The organism is Pelomonas sp. CA6 (assembly GCF_022549225.1).
Classification (GTDB): domain Bacteria; phylum Pseudomonadota; class Gammaproteobacteria; order Burkholderiales; family Burkholderiaceae_C; genus Roseateles.
The window spans coordinates 1-18057 of record NZ_JAKZFD010000003.1 but is presented as its reverse complement, the minus strand read 5'-3'; the positions used below and the strand labels follow the sequence as shown (position 1 = coordinate 18057).

Annotated in this window: 12 protein-coding genes; 9 read left to right on the top strand and 3 right to left on the bottom strand. The window is 63.8% G+C overall.

All coding sequences use genetic code 11. The features are described 5' to 3' along the window. The first annotated feature begins 26 nt into the window (after positions 1-26). Positions 27-2624, top strand: a complete 2598-nt coding sequence (locus tag LZ017_RS05995; protein WP_241299316.1) for a YbcC family protein — start codon at positions 27-29, stop codon at positions 2622-2624. A 24-nt stretch (positions 2625-2648) separates the two neighbouring features. Here LZ017_RS05995 and LZ017_RS05990 read toward each other — a convergent pair whose 3' ends face one another. Then, a complete protein-coding gene (locus tag LZ017_RS05990) occupies positions 2649-3803 on the bottom strand; it encodes a beta-lactamase family protein (protein ID WP_241299312.1) in 1155 nt (384 codons plus the stop codon). A 958-nt stretch (positions 3804-4761) separates the two neighbouring features. Between LZ017_RS05990 and LZ017_RS05985 the strand changes: the two genes are divergently transcribed. Together LZ017_RS05985 and truD are read left to right on the top strand one after the other, a co-directional pair. Next, positions 4762-4953 (top strand): hypothetical protein, encoded by a 192-nt coding sequence (locus LZ017_RS05985; protein WP_241299308.1) that lies wholly within the window; start codon positions 4762-4764, stop codon positions 4951-4953. A 453-nt stretch (positions 4954-5406) separates the two neighbouring features. Further along, the gene (gene truD / locus LZ017_RS05980; protein ID WP_241299306.1) at positions 5407-6423 is read left to right on the top strand and encodes a tRNA pseudouridine(13) synthase TruD; all 1017 of its coding nucleotides are present in this window, start codon (positions 5407-5409) and stop codon (positions 6421-6423) included. A 695-nt stretch (positions 6424-7118) separates the two neighbouring features. Here the strand turns inward: truD and LZ017_RS05975 are convergent. Further along, positions 7119-10109 carry a P-loop NTPase fold protein gene (locus LZ017_RS05975; RefSeq protein ID WP_241299304.1) on the bottom strand — a complete coding sequence of 997 codons (2991 nt, stop codon included), beginning with the start codon at positions 10107-10109 and terminating at the stop codon, positions 7119-7121. A 268-nt stretch (positions 10110-10377) separates the two neighbouring features. Beyond that, positions 10378-11001 (bottom strand): tyrosine-type recombinase/integrase, encoded by a 624-nt coding sequence (locus LZ017_RS05970; RefSeq protein WP_241299301.1) that lies wholly within the window; start codon positions 10999-11001, stop codon positions 10378-10380. Positions 11002-11204: 203 nt separating this feature from the next. Here LZ017_RS05970 and LZ017_RS05965 point away from each other — a divergent pair, with 203 nt between their 5' ends. From LZ017_RS05965 to LZ017_RS05940, 6 genes are all read left to right on the top strand, one after another. Then, positions 11205-11954 carry a hypothetical protein gene (locus tag LZ017_RS05965; protein ID WP_241299299.1) on the top strand — a complete coding sequence of 250 codons (750 nt, stop codon included), beginning with the start codon at positions 11205-11207 and terminating at the stop codon, positions 11952-11954. Between the two features lie 91 nt (positions 11955-12045). Next, a complete protein-coding gene (locus LZ017_RS05960; protein ID WP_241299297.1) occupies positions 12046-12687 on the top strand; it encodes a hypothetical protein in 642 nt (213 codons plus the stop codon). Positions 12688-12941: 254 nt separating this feature from the next. Then, positions 12942-13892 carry a hypothetical protein gene (locus LZ017_RS05955; protein WP_241299295.1) on the top strand — a complete coding sequence of 317 codons (951 nt, stop codon included), beginning with the start codon at positions 12942-12944 and terminating at the stop codon, positions 13890-13892. A gap of 823 nt (positions 13893-14715) precedes the next feature. Further along, positions 14716-14862 (top strand): hypothetical protein, encoded by a 147-nt coding sequence (locus LZ017_RS05950; RefSeq protein WP_241299293.1) that lies wholly within the window; start codon positions 14716-14718, stop codon positions 14860-14862. Positions 14863-14903: 41 nt separating this feature from the next. Further along, positions 14904-16013: a hypothetical protein gene (locus LZ017_RS05945; protein WP_241299292.1), complete on the top strand. Its 1110-nt coding sequence runs from the start codon at positions 14904-14906 to the stop codon at positions 16011-16013. Then, positions 16010-17509, top strand: coding sequence for a hypothetical protein (locus tag LZ017_RS05940; RefSeq protein WP_241299290.1), 1500 nt, complete (start codon positions 16010-16012; stop codon positions 17507-17509). Before LZ017_RS05945 ends, LZ017_RS05940 begins: the two co-directional genes overlap by 4 nt. The last annotated feature ends 548 nt before the right edge of the window (positions 17510-18057 follow it).

Here is an 18057-nt window from a genome sequence, read left to right as displayed (position 1 = left end):
AACCGAACCCAACCGAGGACGTGTTGATGGACACCCTGTTGATGCCGCGTGCAGAACCGCCGCTGGCCGGAGCCCCCGCACCGGCAGCCGCAGCGACCTTGCCAACGCCCGCAGACCCGGCCGCGTTGAACCGCCACATCGACGAGGCCTGCGTGCAGGCCTGCCGAACCATCGCGCCCGCCTGGCCTCTGGACCGGGCGATCGCGGTCAACCCGCACTGGCAGCGCATCGACCGGTCGCTGCGCGGCGTCGCGGCGCGCATGGCGGTGCTCGGCGACATCCGTGTGCTCCCGCCGCGCGGCCGGTTGCGCGAGGCCTGGACGTCGGGGCGCATCCGCCGCGCCGATCTCGACCAGGCCTTGGCACAGCTGCCCGCCGCGCAGCACGCCGGGATCGACGCGACAGCCGCGGTGGCGGCGCTCGACGAGACGCCGGCGCTGCCGCGACTGCCGCTGCTCATCGACGTGCTGGACGACGATCCCCAGGGCCACACCCGCCTGTCATGGCGCCAGGCCATCGCCCACCAGGTCAGCCAGGTCTGCGCAGCCTATTTCGACCGCCAGCAGGCCGACTGGCAGCCCGAGCGGACCGGCGGCCTCTACGCCTTCTGGCGCGACACGCTGACGCACGACCACGGCATCGGCCGGCTGATGGGGCTGCCCGACATCGCGCGCGGTCTTGCGGCCTTGCCCGCCACCCGCGCCGACGCCGAGCGGTGGGCCTTGCGTCGACTCGGGCTGCCCCAGGAATGCTGGGCCGACTACCTCGAGGCGGTGCTGCTCACGGTGAACGGATGGGCGTCGTGGTGCGCCTATCTGGCCTGGGAGGCGCGCCTACGCGGGGACGGCGACGCGCATCTGCGCGACCTGCTCGCGATCCGCCTGGCCTGGGGAGCGGTCCTGCTCGAATGCCGCGAGGACGCTCAGACACAGCAAGCCTTCGCCGCCTTGCAGGTCGAGTGGGAACGCGCCGCCGAGCTGCTGCGCCAGGCCGAGGACATGCTGCTCGTCGACGAGGTCTGGCAACTCGCCTACGACCTGGGCTATCAGCGCGAGCTGGCGCAGCGGCTCGCGGCTGTCGCCCCGCGGCCCGTCGACATGGCGCCGCCGGCGGAGGCCCAGGCGGTCTTCTGCATCGACGTGCGCAGCGAGCCGCTGCGGCGCGCGATCGAGTCGGTCTCGCCCGCGGTTCAAACGCTGGGCTTTGCGGGCTTCTTCGGCCTGCCCCTGGCCTACACGCCTCTGGCCACCGCGGCGCGGCGCCCCCAGTTGCCAGGGCTGCTGGCGCCGTCGCTGGAGGTCCACGAGCGCATCGCCGCGAGCGCGGCGGATCTCGGCCCCCAGGGCGACGCGCTGCAGGAGCCCGCGCGCCAGGCGCGGCAACGCCGCTTCGCGCAGCTCGATCAATGGGAGGCCGGTCGGCGCTGGCCGCACGCCGCCTTCTCCTTTGTCGAAGCGGCCGGCCTGGGTTACCTCGGCAAACTCGCGCAGTGGCTGCGGCCACGGCCGGCGGCGCGCCACCGACTCGACGGCGCCGGCCTGGCCCCGCGCTATCGCCATGTCTGCAGGCCGGTGATCACGGGGTTGGACCGGGCCGCGCAAATCGATCTGGCCGCCCGCGTGCTGCAGGCCATGGGGCTGGACCGCGACATGGCGCCGCTGGTGCTGCTGGTCGGGCATGGCAGCCAGAGCGCCAACAACCCCCAGGCCGCCGCGCTGGACTGCGGCGCCTGCTGCGGTCAATCGGGCGAGGTGAACGCGCGGGCGCTGGCACGGCTGCTCAACGACCCGGAGGTTCAGAACGGCTTGCGCGGCCGCGGCATCCCGGTGCCGGAGGGCACGGCCTTCGTCGCCGCTCTGCACAACACCACCACCGATGAAGTCGAGGGCTTCGATCTGGACCTGCTCCACGACGCGGCACGCGAACGCTGGTCCCGGCTGCGCGCGGTGTTCGACCAGGCCGGGGACCAGGCGCGGCGCTTGCGTGCGGCGGCCTTCGGTCTGGACCCTAGGGCGCCGCGCGGGGCCTTGCTTGACCAGCTGCGCCGCCGCGCGAACGACGGCGCGCAGACGCGGCCCGAATGGGGCCTGGCCGGCAACGCCGCCTTCCTGATCGCGCCCCGCGCGCGCAGCCGGGGCGCGGTGCTCGAGGGTCGCGCCTTCCTGCACGACTACGACGCGGCGAACGACCCCGACGGCCGCCTGCTGGAAACGCTGATGACCGCGCCGATGCTGGTGACGCATTGGATCAACTGGCAGTACCACGCCTCCACCTGCGACCCGCAGCGGCTGGGCAGCGGCAACAAACTGCTGCACAACGTGGTGGGCGGCCGCATTGGCGTGTTCGAGGGCAACGGCGGCGACCTGCGCATCGGCCTCGCCCGCCAGTCGTTGCACGACGGTTCACGCTGGCTGCACGAGCCGCTCAGGCTGACGGTGCTGATCGACGCCCCGGCCGCGGCGATCGAGCGGGTGATGGACCGCCACACGGTGGTCCGGCAATTGGTCGACCACGGATGGCTGCACCTCTGGCGCTTCGGCGACGACGGAGGATTCGCTCGCTATGGCGACGGCCGCTGGCATGACGTGGCGGCGGGGCCGGCGGCGGGCGGCAGGCGGCCTTGATCTCCGGCGGGGGCCCGCTGGGGCTCAGAAGCACAGGCGCAAGGCCTCGCACAGCGTGACCCACAGGCCTTCGCTCAGGAAGGGCGAGCGAAGCACCGGGTGCTCGCCGGGCATGACGGCGCGCACCAGGGGTGCGGCCATCTTCAGGCCGCCGTCGCTGTTGCTCAGCATCACCAGCGCGTCGCCCGAGCCCGGGCTGGCGATCGCAAAGGCGCGATAGCCGGGGTTGTTGCCCCATTGCCAGAGGTGCACGCCATCGGCCGCCTGCTCGAGGCCCCAGCCCAGCCCCCACGCCAGGTTCAGCGCGGGGTCGACCTCCACCGGCGCATCGGCGATCTGCGCCGACAGCGCCGGGTCGTTCAGCAGCGCGACGAGGAAGCGGGCGTAGTCCTCCACGCTGGTGTAGAGGCTGAACGCCGCCACCGGCTGCCGCAGCGCCAGGGTCTTGCGCGGCGCGCCATTCGCTTTGGTGCCGGGCAGCAGGCGCTCGGCGATCTCGTGGGTCCAGCGATAGCTGCTGTGCGTCATGCCCAGCGGCGTGAAGACCTGCTCCCGCATCAGCTCGTCCAGGGGCTGGCCGGTCACCGCTTCGACCGCGCGCTGCAGCAACACATAGCCTTCGCCCGAGTAGGCCCAGCGCGCGCCAGGTTCCGTGTCGAAGCGCAGCGGCCCCCGGGCCCAATTCGCAAACCCGGCGGTGTGCTGCAGAAGCATGCGCACGGTGACCGAACGCAGGCGGGGGTCGGTGACCTCGTCGGTCCGCCCGTCGAGCCCGGGCTGCAACGGGTCGAAGGCATGCCGATAGCCTTGCGGCAGGTACTGCAGCACCGGGGCGTCCAGTGCCAGCCGGCCTTCCCGCACCAGCTTCAGCACGGCGTACGCGAACACCGGCTTGCCAAGCGACGCGGCCTGAAAGACGCTGTCCGGCCGCACCGCCAGCGCGGGGCTGCAGCCCGATGCCGTCGTGACCGACTGCAGCTGGCGCTGCCGGATCACCGCCACCGCCGCCGCGCAGATCTGGTGGCGCTGCGCCAGGCGCTGCAGCTGCTCACCGGGCGAGGCCCCCGCCGTGGCCGGGCCGGCGTCGGGCGGCGCCGCGCAGGCGGCGAGCAGCGTCAACGCCGCGGCCAGGGTCCATTGGCGAATGGCGGACAGGGCGGCGAAGAGGAAGCGGTCCATGTCGTGGGCTCGAAGAGAGGGCCGTCAGTCGGGGCCTTGGAAAAGGCCGACGTTGCGCTTCGCGCCTGCGCATTGTCAGGGTCGGCGCCGCCCTTGCCATCGGTCATTCCGGTGTGGACAGCCGCGCGCCGCGCGCCCTTGTCCGGTTCGATGGCAAGGCAAGTTGGGGAGCGATGCCGCGCGATCAATTTGGAAGCGGCGCTCACCGTCGTCCAGGACCTGCTTATGACCTTGGCGGCTGCGGACAAATCTTGAGCTGTAATGCAGCAAACGAACAGGCTCTCTGAACTGGTCCGGGAGCCGCATCGACTGCAGTGGAGGGGGGGCAGTTGACGACCACGACCGGTGGTGCCCCCTCTCAGGTGCGATTGACGAGCCCGGCACCCTTGCATCCAATCCGCCCCACGAAACGGACATCCGTCAGCGCAAAGTCTTCTTGTGGGCCTCGACGATGGCACTTACGGCGCGCCAGATTGGCCGGTCTGTGAATGCTGTACAAATTGATATTCGATCAACATGCAGCCCAACAATGGCGCGGCCTGGAGGCCGGGGAGGAGTTCGATGCTATGCAGACAGGTTCCGGTGTCATGCAGCGAATCTGTCGCGCTACAACCTAGTTAGGCCGCAGGTATGTCGCGAGTCGTTGCCCTTCTACGAAGCCGACTGGCGTGGCTCATCGCCGCCGCAGTTGTTCTTGTCTTTGGCATTTCGTATACCTTTGTCCAAGTGAAAACGCGAGATTGCGAACTGCTCTGTGGCGAATCATCGCTTGGCAAGGCCCAGTACCGCGTCAATGCCACTGTCGGGTCGCGCTATCCGTCGACGCCCGCCACCTCGGCCTGCGTCTGTGCAGAATCAATCAGGCCACCACCATGATTAACGCCAGGGCCAACCTGTTGGTCAAGCGGACCTGCGCCAGCTACGCTGGCTTGTCCGCTTACCGCACAGGTTAAAGGTCATGCTCTACTTGAAGACTAAGTACCCGCCGCTGGTGATTGGGGCTATGGTGGTCGCCGCAGTCTGCGCAGCGGTGTTGTTCTTTGTGCTCTGGCGTGAATACCTGTTCTACGCGATTGCTGCGTCGGCATTGTTGTTGGCAGGGGCCTCACTGCTTCCGGACCAGAACATCTACATCCACGGACTCTCTTGAGGCCTGTGCCTAGGAGCCTTCGCCGGCGGTGTCATTGGATTTGCCAGTGCACCTGGATAGCCCGATTGGCCAGATTCACCCCGACTCGGGCAATTTCGTTCATGGACTTCTCTTTTCACATGGCTGCAGATTGATGACTTCGAACACCACCAATCCTGGCGCATCGACGCCATGTGCCCGAGGGCGGGAAGTCTCTTCGTATTCGGTCAAGAGCTTAAGCGCATGGCTTGGGGCGGCTCGGAAAGTGGGCTGGCGCGATCGTGGTTTGTCGAACGGCAGCGCAGCCTCGATCTTGCGGCGGCCGGACCGATCCCGTAGCGCGCAGGCGGTCGGCGCGGTCCTCCGCCTGGGGTCGCGCTGAGACCCGCGGGTGGGGGGAGAATCGCGGCCTGGACTGCCCCAGGCCGGCCGGGCAGTCCGCCCCCATCTACAGCTGCTGCCGCCGAACCGCTCATGACCGACGCCCAATACACGACCTTGCCGCAGTGGCCCAACGCCTATCCGATCAGCGGCGCCAGCGCCACGCTGAAACGCCTCAACGAAGATTTCATCGTGACCGAACTGCCGCTGCAGCTGCCCTCCGGCGAGGGTGAGCACCTCTGGCTGGATGTCGAAAAGAACGGCGCCAACACCGCCTTCGTCGCCCAGCAGCTGGCCGAGGCCGCCGGCGTGCATGAGCGGGACGTGGGCTATGCCGGACTCAAGGACCGCTACGCCCTCACCCGCCAATGGTTCAGCATCTATCTGCCCAAGGGCGAGACGCCCGACCTGACCCAGCTTCAGCACCCCGAATTCAAGGTGCTGAGCCAGAGCCGCCACGTGAAGAAACTGCGCCCCGGCGATCTGCAGGGCAACCGATTCCGCATCGTGCTGCGTGACGTGAGCGGTGACCGAGACGCCATCGAAGCCAACCTCAAGGCCGTGGCCTCACAGGGCGTGCCCAACTACTTCGGCGCTCAGCGCTTCGGCCACGATGGCGGCAACGTCGAGCAGGGACGGGCCATGCTGGCGCGCGAGATCCGCGTGCGCAACCCGAAGAAGAAAGGCCTCTACCTGTCGGCGGTGCGCGCCTTCGTCTTCAATGAAGTGCTGGCGCTGCGCATTCAGCAGGGGCTCTGGGGCAAGACCCTGCCCGGTGACGTGATGGACGAGGCGGGCCAACCCACCGGACCGCTCTGGGGCCGGGGCCGCGTGAGCAGCACCGATCAAGCGCAGGCCCTGGAAATGGGCGTGGCCGAACGTCACGCCGCCTTGTGCGACGGCATGGAACACGCCGGCCTGGACCAGGAACGCCGCGCCCTGGTGGCGAGCCCGGCGGACATGACATGGGAATGGCCGCAGGCCCAGCAGCTGGTGCTCACCTTCACCTTGCCTGCGGGGAACTACGCCACCTCCGTCCTGAACGAAATCCTCCGCACCATGGAGCCTGAGCGGCACACGGGAGAGCAAGAGTCTGCGGCGAGCGAATGACGATGAGCTCGGGGCTGGCCAACGAGGCCTGCCCCGAGTTGGAGTCGACTCCTCGGGCCCATCGCCCTCATCTGAAGCGAGCCGACACGCTCGGCATCGGTTCAACGACCTCGCTTCGTCCACATCACGCAGGTCACGGGTCCTTGCGAGGGTCACGCTCGCTGCGTGATTGCCTTTTCTGGAGCAACGGCAGTTTTAGGCTGGTGTGAGACGTTCGTCGCTGGAGGCTTGAACGACGGGAGCAGCGAACACCGGTCATCGAGCGCCGGTAGCCTCGGCCGACCGCTTGACCGCCCATTCCCGTCTGAACACGGCCGGCGACCGGGAGGCGGCGCCAAGCGACCGCTCCCGCAGACCCTGTCCGGCTCAATGCGATCCATTGCCACCGCGGCCCCTCGGTCCCGGCCGGCAGCTATGTGCCCAAAGCCGAAATTGATCGGGTAGGGGCAGGAGGCTGAAAGCCGTCCTCCGACGCTGGATGTTGAGGCGGCTCTCTTGGCTCCGCGCCATCACGGCTAAGGTGTCGGTCTCGTGCCGGAGTTCCACCAAGCTTGGATGCTCGACAGCCAAGACCGACAGGACGCCATTACCCGAAATACCGGGGGCGTTCACCTTGCTGCGCTGCAGGAGGGCCAGCAAGTCGAGTGCACGGTCGTCGTGAAGCTCTCACGCGTGCTTGCCGCGACGCTGGCCGGCTAAAGGGGCGACTTTGACTTCGCAGGTGGCATTGGTTCGGCCGCCAGTGGAGGCTCTTTGACCAACCGATCCATTGCCAGGAAAAGTGTGGGAATCCGGTCCTCGTAGGACGCCTTGAAGTTGTTATAGCAATAGACGGTGCCTCGGGCCGACGCCAGCAGCTTCTTGATCTGGTCACCTGACCTAGTCCAAAAGGCGACCATCGCATCCCGTCCGAGCAGCTTGGTGACCGCCTTCATCGTGCCTTCCACGTTGTCCACGCCGATGAACTCGAAAGGCTCGTCTCGCAGGCTGCGGATGCAGTAGTCGGCGAAGGCCCGGGCATGAGCAAGGCCGTAGCTGGGGTCGAAGCAGAAGCCCAGCAGGTAGTCCGTCATGGCCTTGCGGATACCGCCGCCGTCCAACGTGCCCACCTCGTCGTACCTGCCGCACCCGATGCCTTCGCCGTTGCCGCCCCGGTCGTTGATCAGCTGGTACATCACAAAGCTCTTGAGACCCGAAATCGAGGACTTCAGCTCCGCTTCTAGATCCTTGACGTCTTCCAGGATGGCGTGGCCACCTTCACCCAGGATCTGAGCATCTGTAATGCGGTCGGCCTCAAGGAAGTAGTTGACCCGCGCGTCAATATAGTTCCGCCGGAACTCCTCGAACACCCGCTGCGATAGGCGGCGCATCGACCTCGTTGCGATGTGCTCGACGTTGCCGGTCACCTTGTCGGCGGGTTCTTCAAGCCTCGCGAGCGCGGTGTAGATGTTGTGTGCGCTGGACTGCCGGTCGGCCGAACAACACAGGCGCAGCAGCATGAGGTCACCCCATCCCAGAGCGCCCCTGTCGGGCGCCACCAGTTGCTGGATGAGCGATGGCGACGACGCAGACAGGCCGCCGCCCAACAACCGGATCGCCAACTGAGGTAGGTCGGCCAGGTCGCGAACTCGGTCACCGCCTGGGAGTTCGCCAAAGCCAGCTCGATCCAAGATGAATAGCAACGACACGACAGCCCGGTGTCTCATGCTGTAGTGGCTGAACTGCAGGGAGGAGTACTTCGGTAGCCACTGCACCAGCGTATCTATGACATCGTTCGCCGCCCTTCGGTCGAGTGCGTGGGCGTGATTGACCACCATAGTCCAGAACTTGTCCTGCGCTGACTCGGAGATGTTCAGGGCGAAGTCAGGCCGAAGTAGCACGTCGGCCACCTTGATTTGGTGGTCCATGACCGCCTGCAGCAGATCCTTGTACAGGCGATAGCTCTCCCTCGGTTCGGGGACTTTCAGTCGCACGATGAGCTGCAAGTACTTTTCAAGATTGCGGTGCGGATGGTTAAAGCAGGCCCGTGTCCGCCATGGCGTCTCATCGTTCGAAGCCGTCCACGGTTTCCAGGACTCGACGTCGAAGAGCTGCCTGAGCAGGAATTTGGCCGCCGGGTCCGCGTGCTTGATCGCTTCGTCCAAGCCACTGCCGTTGATTGGACCCGTGTGGGTCGATCTGTCGCCTTGTTGCGCACTGAACGTCCCGGCGTGGCCTTCGGTCTCCTCGGCATAGATCCGGCGGAAGAGACCCGGATAGCAGAGGTGCAGCAGCATCAGGTGTATGAGGTCCCGTTCGTCGAAGTCAGTGCCGTCCAGCCTGACGGTATCCATTCTCATCAGCAGCGCCGCGTTGACGAAGCGTTTCACCTTGCGCATGTCGCCCAGCAGCGGTCCATAGCGGTACCCGTCCTTGTCTTTGAGCAGGGCTTGCGTCGCCGTCATGAGCCTCTTGAGCTGCCCCTTAGCCGTGGCGGACACTGTGTCGCTCTTGATCGCCTTTGTTTCCCAGCCGGTGCCGAGGTAGTCGTGGATGGCCTTGAGATCGACAAAGAGGCTCAACTTCGCGGTGATGAACTTCTCCAGGAATTCGCGGGCTCGCGCGCCGTCGTCCTTGCCTGTCGCCGATGCGATCAGCGTGTCGGTGTCGTAGCAGAGGATGTAGGTGGCCCGGGTCAACTTGAAGGTGCGCCTGACGGTGAACAGCACGTTGTTGACCAGCTTGTTTTCAAGGCGATCCAGGTCATCGACGATCACGATGAGCCGCCGGTCGATCTGCTTGAGCAGGTCGTCGATGTCGTCCAGCAGTTCGTCAATCGTTTCGGACGACGGCTCCAGCGAGAGCTTGATGCCCAGCAGTGAAAAATCGGTCTTTCCCTTCAGCATTCGGGAGTAGCGTGTCGCCGCGGGCAGGAACTCGGGCGCGAAGACCTTCTGCTGGATCGCCGCGCACAGATCCTTAATGAACCGCTCTGACAGGTCAGGCTCCGACGCATAGCGCAGCGGCTCGAAGGTGAAGACGATCACCGAGTCGCCGGCCTCGGTCTCCCAGCGCTTCTTGGCCAAGTTCAGGAAGCTGGTCTTGCCGACGCCCCACGGCCCGTCGACACCGAAGACCAACCCGGAGTGCGCGCCGCTTGTAAGCACGGTGTCGGCAAACTCGCTCGCCTGGCGGGCCACACCTAGCACGTCCTGCTCGGCATCCTTGATCTCGGCGTCGGCCAGGAAGTAGAGCTGCGTTGTGTCGGGCCGCTTGCGGCGCATGAATTCGCGCCACATCGGCGACACCAGCATCAGCAACAGAACGCCAAAGGCGACCGGCGCCCAGCCCGCGCCAGCGCGCCCCACCGCCGTATGGAATTTGGCGAGTTGCGGCTCCAGCATACAGGCCGCGACCGCGCCCAGTACGGTCAGCAGCAGCAGATCCAGCCGACGGCCTTCGTAGATCCGCTTGGCGTGGTCATAGACGCCTCGCTTGCGGCCGTACGCGCCGATGAAGAAGATGGCCAAGGTCCAGGCCACGATGGCCAGTCCAATCCCGTTTCGGGCATAGAGCCAGCGCCCGAACGGCTCGGTGGCTAGCAGTGCTACCCAGAAAATCTCGAACAGCACTGCGCCCAGCAGTATGGCCCGCGTGAACACGAGCAGCTCTGGCATCTTCAAGGTCGTTGACGACGTGTCGGGCATGACGCTCCTCCCTCTAGGCGCCAATGCTCAGTGAGTTATTGCGACGCCAACCCCTAGCCTACCCAAAATCAGCCATCTGCCAGCGTTAGCTGCCGATCTGTCATCCGTCGTCGGTCGGGAGCGTCGGCTTTGGGCACCACGCCGCCATCCGCGGCGCTGCGTCGGAATCACGGAGCAGGCCGGGAGCTTCGACGTGCCCCCGTACCCGAAAGCCGGCGTTGCGCCCGGCCGACCGGCCCATGGCAAGCAGCGACCACCGGGTGGCTTCTCAGATTTCCGTCTGCTCCGAAATCTCGAGCGCGTCATCCACCTCGATGCCAAGGTACCGGACCGTAGATTCCAGCTTGGAGTGCCCGAGCAGCAGCTGTACGGCGCGCAAGTTCTTTGTCCTCCGATAGATCAGCGTCGCCTTGGTCCTTCGCATCGAATGCGTTCCGTAGTCGGCGGGGTCCAGCCCGAGTTCTTCCACCCAGCGTTCCAGAATTCGGGCGTACTGCCGTGTGCCCAGATGTGGCGAGCCGTGCATGCGACTCGGGAACAGGAAGTCTTCGGATCTGAGTGCGGCTTGCTTGATCCAGCGCTGCACGGCGTCGCGGGTCACCGGCGTGAGCTCGAACTGAACGGGGCGCTGCGTCTTGTGCTGCATCACCACCGCCCGGCTAGCGACGGCGTCACCGTGGCAGACATCTCGCACCTTAAGCGCGACGAGGTCACAGCCTCGAAGCTTGCTGTCGATGCCGAGGTTGAACAACGCTAGCTCGCGCACACGGTTCTCCATCTGTAGCCGGACGCGAAGTGCCCAGATGTCCTTGACCTTGAAGGGTGCCTTCTGACCGACGATCTTGCCCTTGTTCCACGGCTCGCGCGAGAGGATGCTGGCTGGTGATCCCATGATGGTCTCCCATCGAGTTGAGGGCCCAACAGCATGCGTCGTTGCGGTACTGACCGCGCTGGCCGCCGTCCGCAGTGCGAGGGTCAGCTTTCGGGCGCCTGGTTGACCTCACGCTGACGGCCATCAAGAGACGTTTGGCGTGCCGCCAGTCAGCGTTCGTCCAACTTCGCGAAGCTGTTTTCCAGCAGACGAGGAACCTGCGCGTGATGCAGATGCTGCTCGGACGCGAAAAGCCGGAAATGCACGATGTGATGGGCCCCCCTGTGTCGTTTTGCGCGGATACTCTGGGCACTGCGAACGCTACCATTCGAGCCGTCCCAACAACCACTGCCACCATGCCCGAGTCACCGAACAAGCTAAACCGAAGCGCACTTCTCCCTAACTACCCGACGCACGCGCACCCACCCGAGTTTTGGGACGAGCTTGGCCGGACCATTGCCACCTTCGGCTTCCTTGAGGACGTGCTCGTTAAGGCGTATTTCGCGATCACGGGCACGACCTCGTACGAATGGCAGACTGAGGAAGAGGCGAAGGCAGCGGTCGAGAAATGGGGCGAGCAGCTCGCACTCGCGATGGCGGACACGCTCGTCTCCCTTGCGCAAAAGTACGCCGCTTCCGTACGCAGGAACAAGACCGCAAACTTTCCCGGGATCGATGCCCTGGAAGCATCGATTAAGAAGGCTGCGGAGAGTCGAAACGCCCTTTGCCATGGATTCTGGGGGATTCCCGATTCCTCCGGCAAATCGGAGCTCTCCTACTTCAGCATGCCTGGAAGGAAGGTTGCGAACCTTGAGAAGTTCGGGACGCGCATTGATATCGCTTGGCTGCGGCAGCTCCGTGCCGAAGCGCTTGAGCTAGCCTGCGATGTGATCGACTCCGTGACGGTCATGGGCTACCAGTTCCCAAGTAGTGCCGGTCCTGGCGAACCGATCTTGAAGAGCAAAGAGTCTTAAATCACTCATGGCTCTCTCAAAGTTGCCCCTGTCGGAGTTTCAACGGCAGACTCGCCTAAAGCAGTGGTTCCACTTCGACGCAGCCTACTCGATGGACATCCTGCGGTCATACGCACAGAGCGTTGAGGTCCAGGTCAAAACGTCAATCACCGAGTATCACGCGCGGCGCAAGGACTGGGAAGACGAACTCACCGAACTGCTGCAGAGCGAGCCGCACCCCGAGGAGCCGGACTTCGAGCATGCCGGCTTGAAAGGCCACGTCAAGGACTTGGAAGACGTCTTCGAAGAGTACTTTCCGTCGTTGCAACGGAGTTCTGCCCTCGCCGCGATCTACAGCGCGTTCGAGAACGAGTTGAACCGGCTGTGCGACTTAGTGCAAAGCGCGGTCGGTTCAGGCCTGCGATTTCAAGACCTCAACGGCAACGGCGTCGAGCGGGCTCGCAACTATCTCATCAAGGTCGGTGGCTTCGACCTCAGCGCCGGAGAAAGGGAATGGAACGCGATCACGAAGATCCGCGAAGTCCGCAACTGCTTCGTGCATGCTGACGGGATCGTTAAGGAGGGCGACAGGACCATCACCGCTTACACCAAGGAGACCACGCTATTGACCCTGCACAGGAAGAAGCTTGAGCTGCAGGAGGGCTTCCTTGAGGAGGTCATCTCCGCTCTACTCCGATACTGCGAGGTCCTAGCGCGTGCAGCCGCAGCCCGATTCTCGGACGGCAATCTGTAGCCGAAGGTGGAAAAGTAGCCGCTACTCAAGTTGGACGCTGAGCTCTGGTTTAGAACTGCTGCCGTCGACCAGGGCTCGCCTGGGCACCGAGGTGTTCACCTCGCAACGTCGGCATCGCAGCCGGATGCACGTTGGGTCGATGATGCTGCCAGCGATCGAAGAAGCCATTCACGGTCATCGGTCGTACCACCCGCGGGCAATCGTGCATCATCGCTACTGTGACTATTCTCGCGGCATCGGTCTGGGGAGGGCGGGTGTCGGTCGTCGTCGACCGGCAGGTATCGCGACGGACCCCCTCGGGGTTACAGGTGGTTGACGCCGAGGCTTCAAAGCTCTTGGTCGTGATGTGCGCCAATGCGCTGTTTTCCATCTCGTATACCGGCATTGCGGTGGCAAGCGAAATGTGGATGGACGAAGCCATCGCCAGCTGCTTGGCGTTTCGACAAATCAAGCCGGCGATGGTTCAGCCAGGCGGAGGGTTCTTCCTCGCTCGACCTGTGCACGAGTTGCTCGAGAATCTGGCATTCAATCTGCCGATTCGGCTTAGGTCGGTGCCGTCGGTATCCACGCTCGGGCTGACGCTCGCGATCGCGGGTTGGCACATGGGGCCCAAGCCCGGGCCCTTCGTTTGGGAAATGAAATGGCGGCCTGAAGCTGAGAAGGTCGGCGGGTCGATGTTGATCGTCCGGCACCAGGTGGCCAAGCACTTTCGGCAGTATCCGACCGGACTCTGGATGGATTCATGGGGCGACACCAATCACGCGTTTGACAAGCGGATGAGCGCCATCGCGCACACAACCGAAAGGCTCACGCACGACGACGTGGAGCGACGCATCGTCGATGCGATCGCGGAGAGAAGCGGCGAAACACTCTCCGTGGGCGGGCAGTGTCTTGCGTTGCAGCTTGATCTTCGCGACGTCCAGGCACCAGTGCAGTTCACCTACTATCCGACGCTTGGCGCTGACGATCCGCATCAGCTCTTGTCCGGTTGGCTGCTAACGCCGACCATGATTCACTCGCCCACTCGTGAAAGCACGGGGGGCGGGGACTATTCGGCGTGTGGTCAGTACCTGCTCGGCGGCTTTTCGGATGCGACCGCGCGTCTGCATGTCCGCACTCGAATTCCAATCGCTTCGGTGCGTCATGGTGGCCCTATGAAGATGTCCTACGCGGCGCAAGTTCGTGATCCGCCTACTAGAAGTTGAGTCACGCTGGCGCGGTCGGAACGTGGCGCGGCGATCATCGCATTGCGCTCAGCAGCCTGGTCCAGCGGAGCCCCTGCGGTTTGGGCGGGTGGCCCTCTTGACGTCGCTGAACCCACCGAACGGCCGGAAGGTTGTGGCCGCAGCGAATGACTGCTTTGCCACACGCCGATCGACAGCACTGGGTCGAAAGCACCAGCTCGACACGTTCGGCAGCGGACGTTCACTGCGGGCCGATGTGGTCTGCGGCGGCCCGACGACGTGGACGGCTGCTCCACCTTCGAGAGCGGTCATCGCCGATGGCGCGTCGACCGATGAACCGATGACGGCTTCAGCTTCCGGAGGGTGAGCCCAGCTCGATGACGCGGATGTCGGCACCCGCTGCATTGCTGCCGTTAGCCACGGGATGTCAGCTTCAGGCTGGAAGCGGAAGTTCACGAGTGACTGCTGTGCGGCAGCTCACTAGAGGCCAAAGTGCGCCTAAGCCTAAGGAACCCAGGTCGATTCAATTCGGATCAGCGCCGGGTTCCTTAGACACCGGTGCATCGCTAGCTCACCAGCAGCTGCTTCCACCCGCACACAGATGACCGAGCAGTTCACCTGGTTAATGCGATGTGACTAACACAAACAGGCGACATTGTTGAGGATGTCGCAGCATCTGCCGATTCATTCGGATACCCCCGCCGGTTTGAGAGAAATACTGGCTCATACCGAGGGGGCGCTTTCATCGTGAATTTCTCACGATTTCTTTGGGTGGCTCACTTGGTGAGCCACTGGTGGTGAAAACTCCACCAGACCATCAACATCTTAATTGGGAGAACGACCGATGAATGGGAACAACTCGCCGCTGGAGCACTTGGCCGCCTTCGCCATCGTCTTTGCAATGGGCGTCATTTCGACGCTGGCCATGACGGCCTACGGTGCAAGAAAGGCCAAGCCAGCCTCCAACATCGCCGACCGTCGGAGCCATTAAGTAGGTCCCGGCCAAAGAACACGGAAAACAGGGAGAGAGTGATGCTGAACCGAAGTGCTGCTGCAGATGCGAAAGAAGCTGCAGAAGCGGCAATCAAGAAGTTCAATGGCTTCCAAGCAGAAGTGCTTGAGGCTTCAACGTCGCTGTTCGAACTCAGGCAGCAAGTTGGGGAGGCACTCATTGGGAGGGCCGAGGCCTTCGTCAATGAGATTGCCGACCACCCGAAGGAATTCGACAAGACGTTCGCTGAGTTCCACGTTGAGGCTGCCAAGTTCCAGGACATCCAAGACCTCATAGGCAAGCAGCATCGCGACGCTGCAATCGAAAGCGGCTCCGCTGCTGGTGTCGGCATTGCTGCGGGCGCAGCTACGGCATTCGTTGGACCAACCGCCGCGATGGCGGTCGCCACGACATTTGGTACGGCTTCCACGGGCGCTGCCATTTCTGGGCTCTCCGGTGCTGCGGCTACCAATGCGGCATTGGCCTGGCTCGGAGGCGGCGCGCTTGCGACCGGTGGCGGTGGAATGGCCGCCGGAAATGCACTGCTGGCGCTGGCGGGTCCCATCGGCTGGACGGCTGCTGGCGTCTGCGCTGCTGGTGGACTGGTTTACTTCTACTACAAGAACCAGCAGACGATTGAGAGCGCGAACGAGGCGCGTCTGTCGGTTGAACGGGCTACCAACCAAATTCTCGAGGCTCGCGAGCTCGTCTCCCAGCTGCTCGAGCAGACGACGCTACATGCCTCTGGAGTGCGGCAGCTACTGAACAGGCTTGAAGGGATGTCGCTCCCCGCGTCCTATTGGGATTTCAGCACGGAGCAGCTGGAGGCCATTGGAGCCCTTGTGAACCACGTGCATTCACTCTCGGTTCTGTTGAACACGACGGTGGAAGGAAGGGCCAAGGCAGCAGAGTCAGGCGACGCGACCGAGGCTGCGCAAGCCGAGGAGGAAGGCGCGCCGACGGCCGTTGAGCCGCACGCAACGCTTGCTCTGGAAGCACCTAGCTCCGACTTGCCCAACTTCATCATGGTGGGCGGTGCTGCTCCGCGGTCATCTGACATCGACGATGCCTTGAAGACACTTGCGGCCGATGTCGCGCGAGGCGCCGAGGGCCAAGGCTGGTTCTCGCGATTTGTGGGGACATTCCGATGAGGGCGCAAGGGGGCAGCAAGAAGCAGGAAAACGCGTCGAACTCAGCTGGTGAGGCCCAGCTGTCGGCAGCGATGGTCGGCGCGATGAATGCCGCCCGCCACGCCAGCGAGGCCGCAGCGATTGAAACCCAGCGAGACGCCCTTTCCAAGGCGCTGTCCGAGGTCATAAACGTTCGAGAGTTCATCGGCCGCCCTGAAGAGATTTTGGGCAATCCAGACACCAAGCACGGAGAGATTGCTGAGGTGGTGGAGGTTGGGGTTCGGAACGCCTTCGACTACGTCACCCAACAGACGCCGACTGCGGAACTCGCTTCCAATCGCACCGCACCCGAGGACATCGTTCTGAACGGAGTCGACGTTCAGATGAAAACTATCAACGGGGTCAACAAGGGGCTTGACCATGTGTTGAAGCACATGAGCAAGTATCCTGAGTTCGGACGCGACGAGTCGTTCTACTTGATTCCAAAGGACCAGCTCGCAACCATTCAGAGGGTACTTGCAGGGGATACGGCCGGACTGAAATCGTCAACGGTCGACGCCATCAAGGAGAAGGTTGCTGAGATTGAACGGTTGTCTGGAAAGCCGTTCGATGAGGTAGTGAAGGCATCGTCGACGACATATGCCCAAGTGCAGCAGGGAGCGGTGCATAAGACGCTGGATGACGTCGAAGAGGAGTTGTACGAGAAGAACGATGAACGCGAACAGGAAATCGTTGACGAACACGCACCTTCATTAGGCGGTGCGCTGAAGGCCGCTGCTGGCGGCGCGGCGGTTGGCGGCGCATTTGGCTTCGTGGGCAGTGCAGCGAACAAGTACTTCAAGGAAGGTAAGAACCTCTTTAAAGGCGACTTCAGCAACCAAGACTGGAAGGACGTGGGGCTCGACACCGCCAAAGGCGCGGCTGTCGGAGGCGTTTCGGCTGGCGTAATCTATGTGTTGACGAACTTCGTTGGGACGTCTGCTCCTGTAGCCGGTGCTTTTGTGGGTGCAGTCCGCGGCATCGCGGTGCTCCTGCCGAGCTATACATCCGGCGAAATCGACGCTCCGGCCTTCGTGGACCAAGCGCTTTTCCTGTGTACGGACGTGAGCATCGCGACGATGTTCGCTGTCGCTGGTCAGACGGCAATCCCTGTCCCCATTCTCGGCGCGCTCATCGGCTCTATTGCCGGCAAGATGGTCACCACCATCGTGAGCAATGCGTCAAAGGAGTTGCAGGATGCGGTGCAGAAGAAGTTGGAGGACAACCTCGCGGCCCTGAGTGCTGAGCATCGGAAGGCGTTGGAGGAGTTGCGTGCTGAGTTCCTGCCGAAGGCGCGAATGGTTGAATTCGTCTTCTCCACGGAAGCCAATGCTCAGTGCATTCGACTGAGTACGCACCTTGCACGGATGCACGGGATTCCAGAGAGAGAAATCCTTAAGGACGAAATTGATGTACTGGCATTCCTGACTGCAGGCGGCCCAAGTGCCAAGTGCCCGGCCGAGCCTAGGCACGATTGACCTTTCGGGGGGGCCGCCGATGTACTACTGTTCCACCCGAGAGGGCAACACGGTGGCCCGTGAGGTGCACGAGGATCAGCGGCTGCGTGTGCTCGCCGACTTCGCACACCGGCCAGTCATCCATGCGAAACAATCCTTCCGCTGTAGCTGTGCTATCTCCTCTGCCGATGGCCTGCTGCCAACGCCCGAAGAAGAACGGCTGGGGTTCCCTCGGGCAACCCTTCTGAGCCACGCCCGCCCGAAGCCGTCTCAGAAAATCCCTGAGGCTCAGTTCCGGGTACTGGCTTTGCCTACGTCGCGCATGCATGAGCATGCTTGTCTGCGAGTTCCCTACAACCAACTACTTTCCTCCAACGTTTAGCGGCCGCTCTCGGGCGTCAAGTTTGGCAATGTGAAGTGCCGCAGCCGCTGCGGACCTGCCTGCCATCCTGTGAAAGGCCGTGGCAGGCTGGTTGCGGAAGTTCACCAACGGCCGCTTTGGGGTGTCTCACTGCCGGCCAATGAGTCCAAAGGGCTGCGCACGGCGCTACCTCCCGCCCTGAGTACAT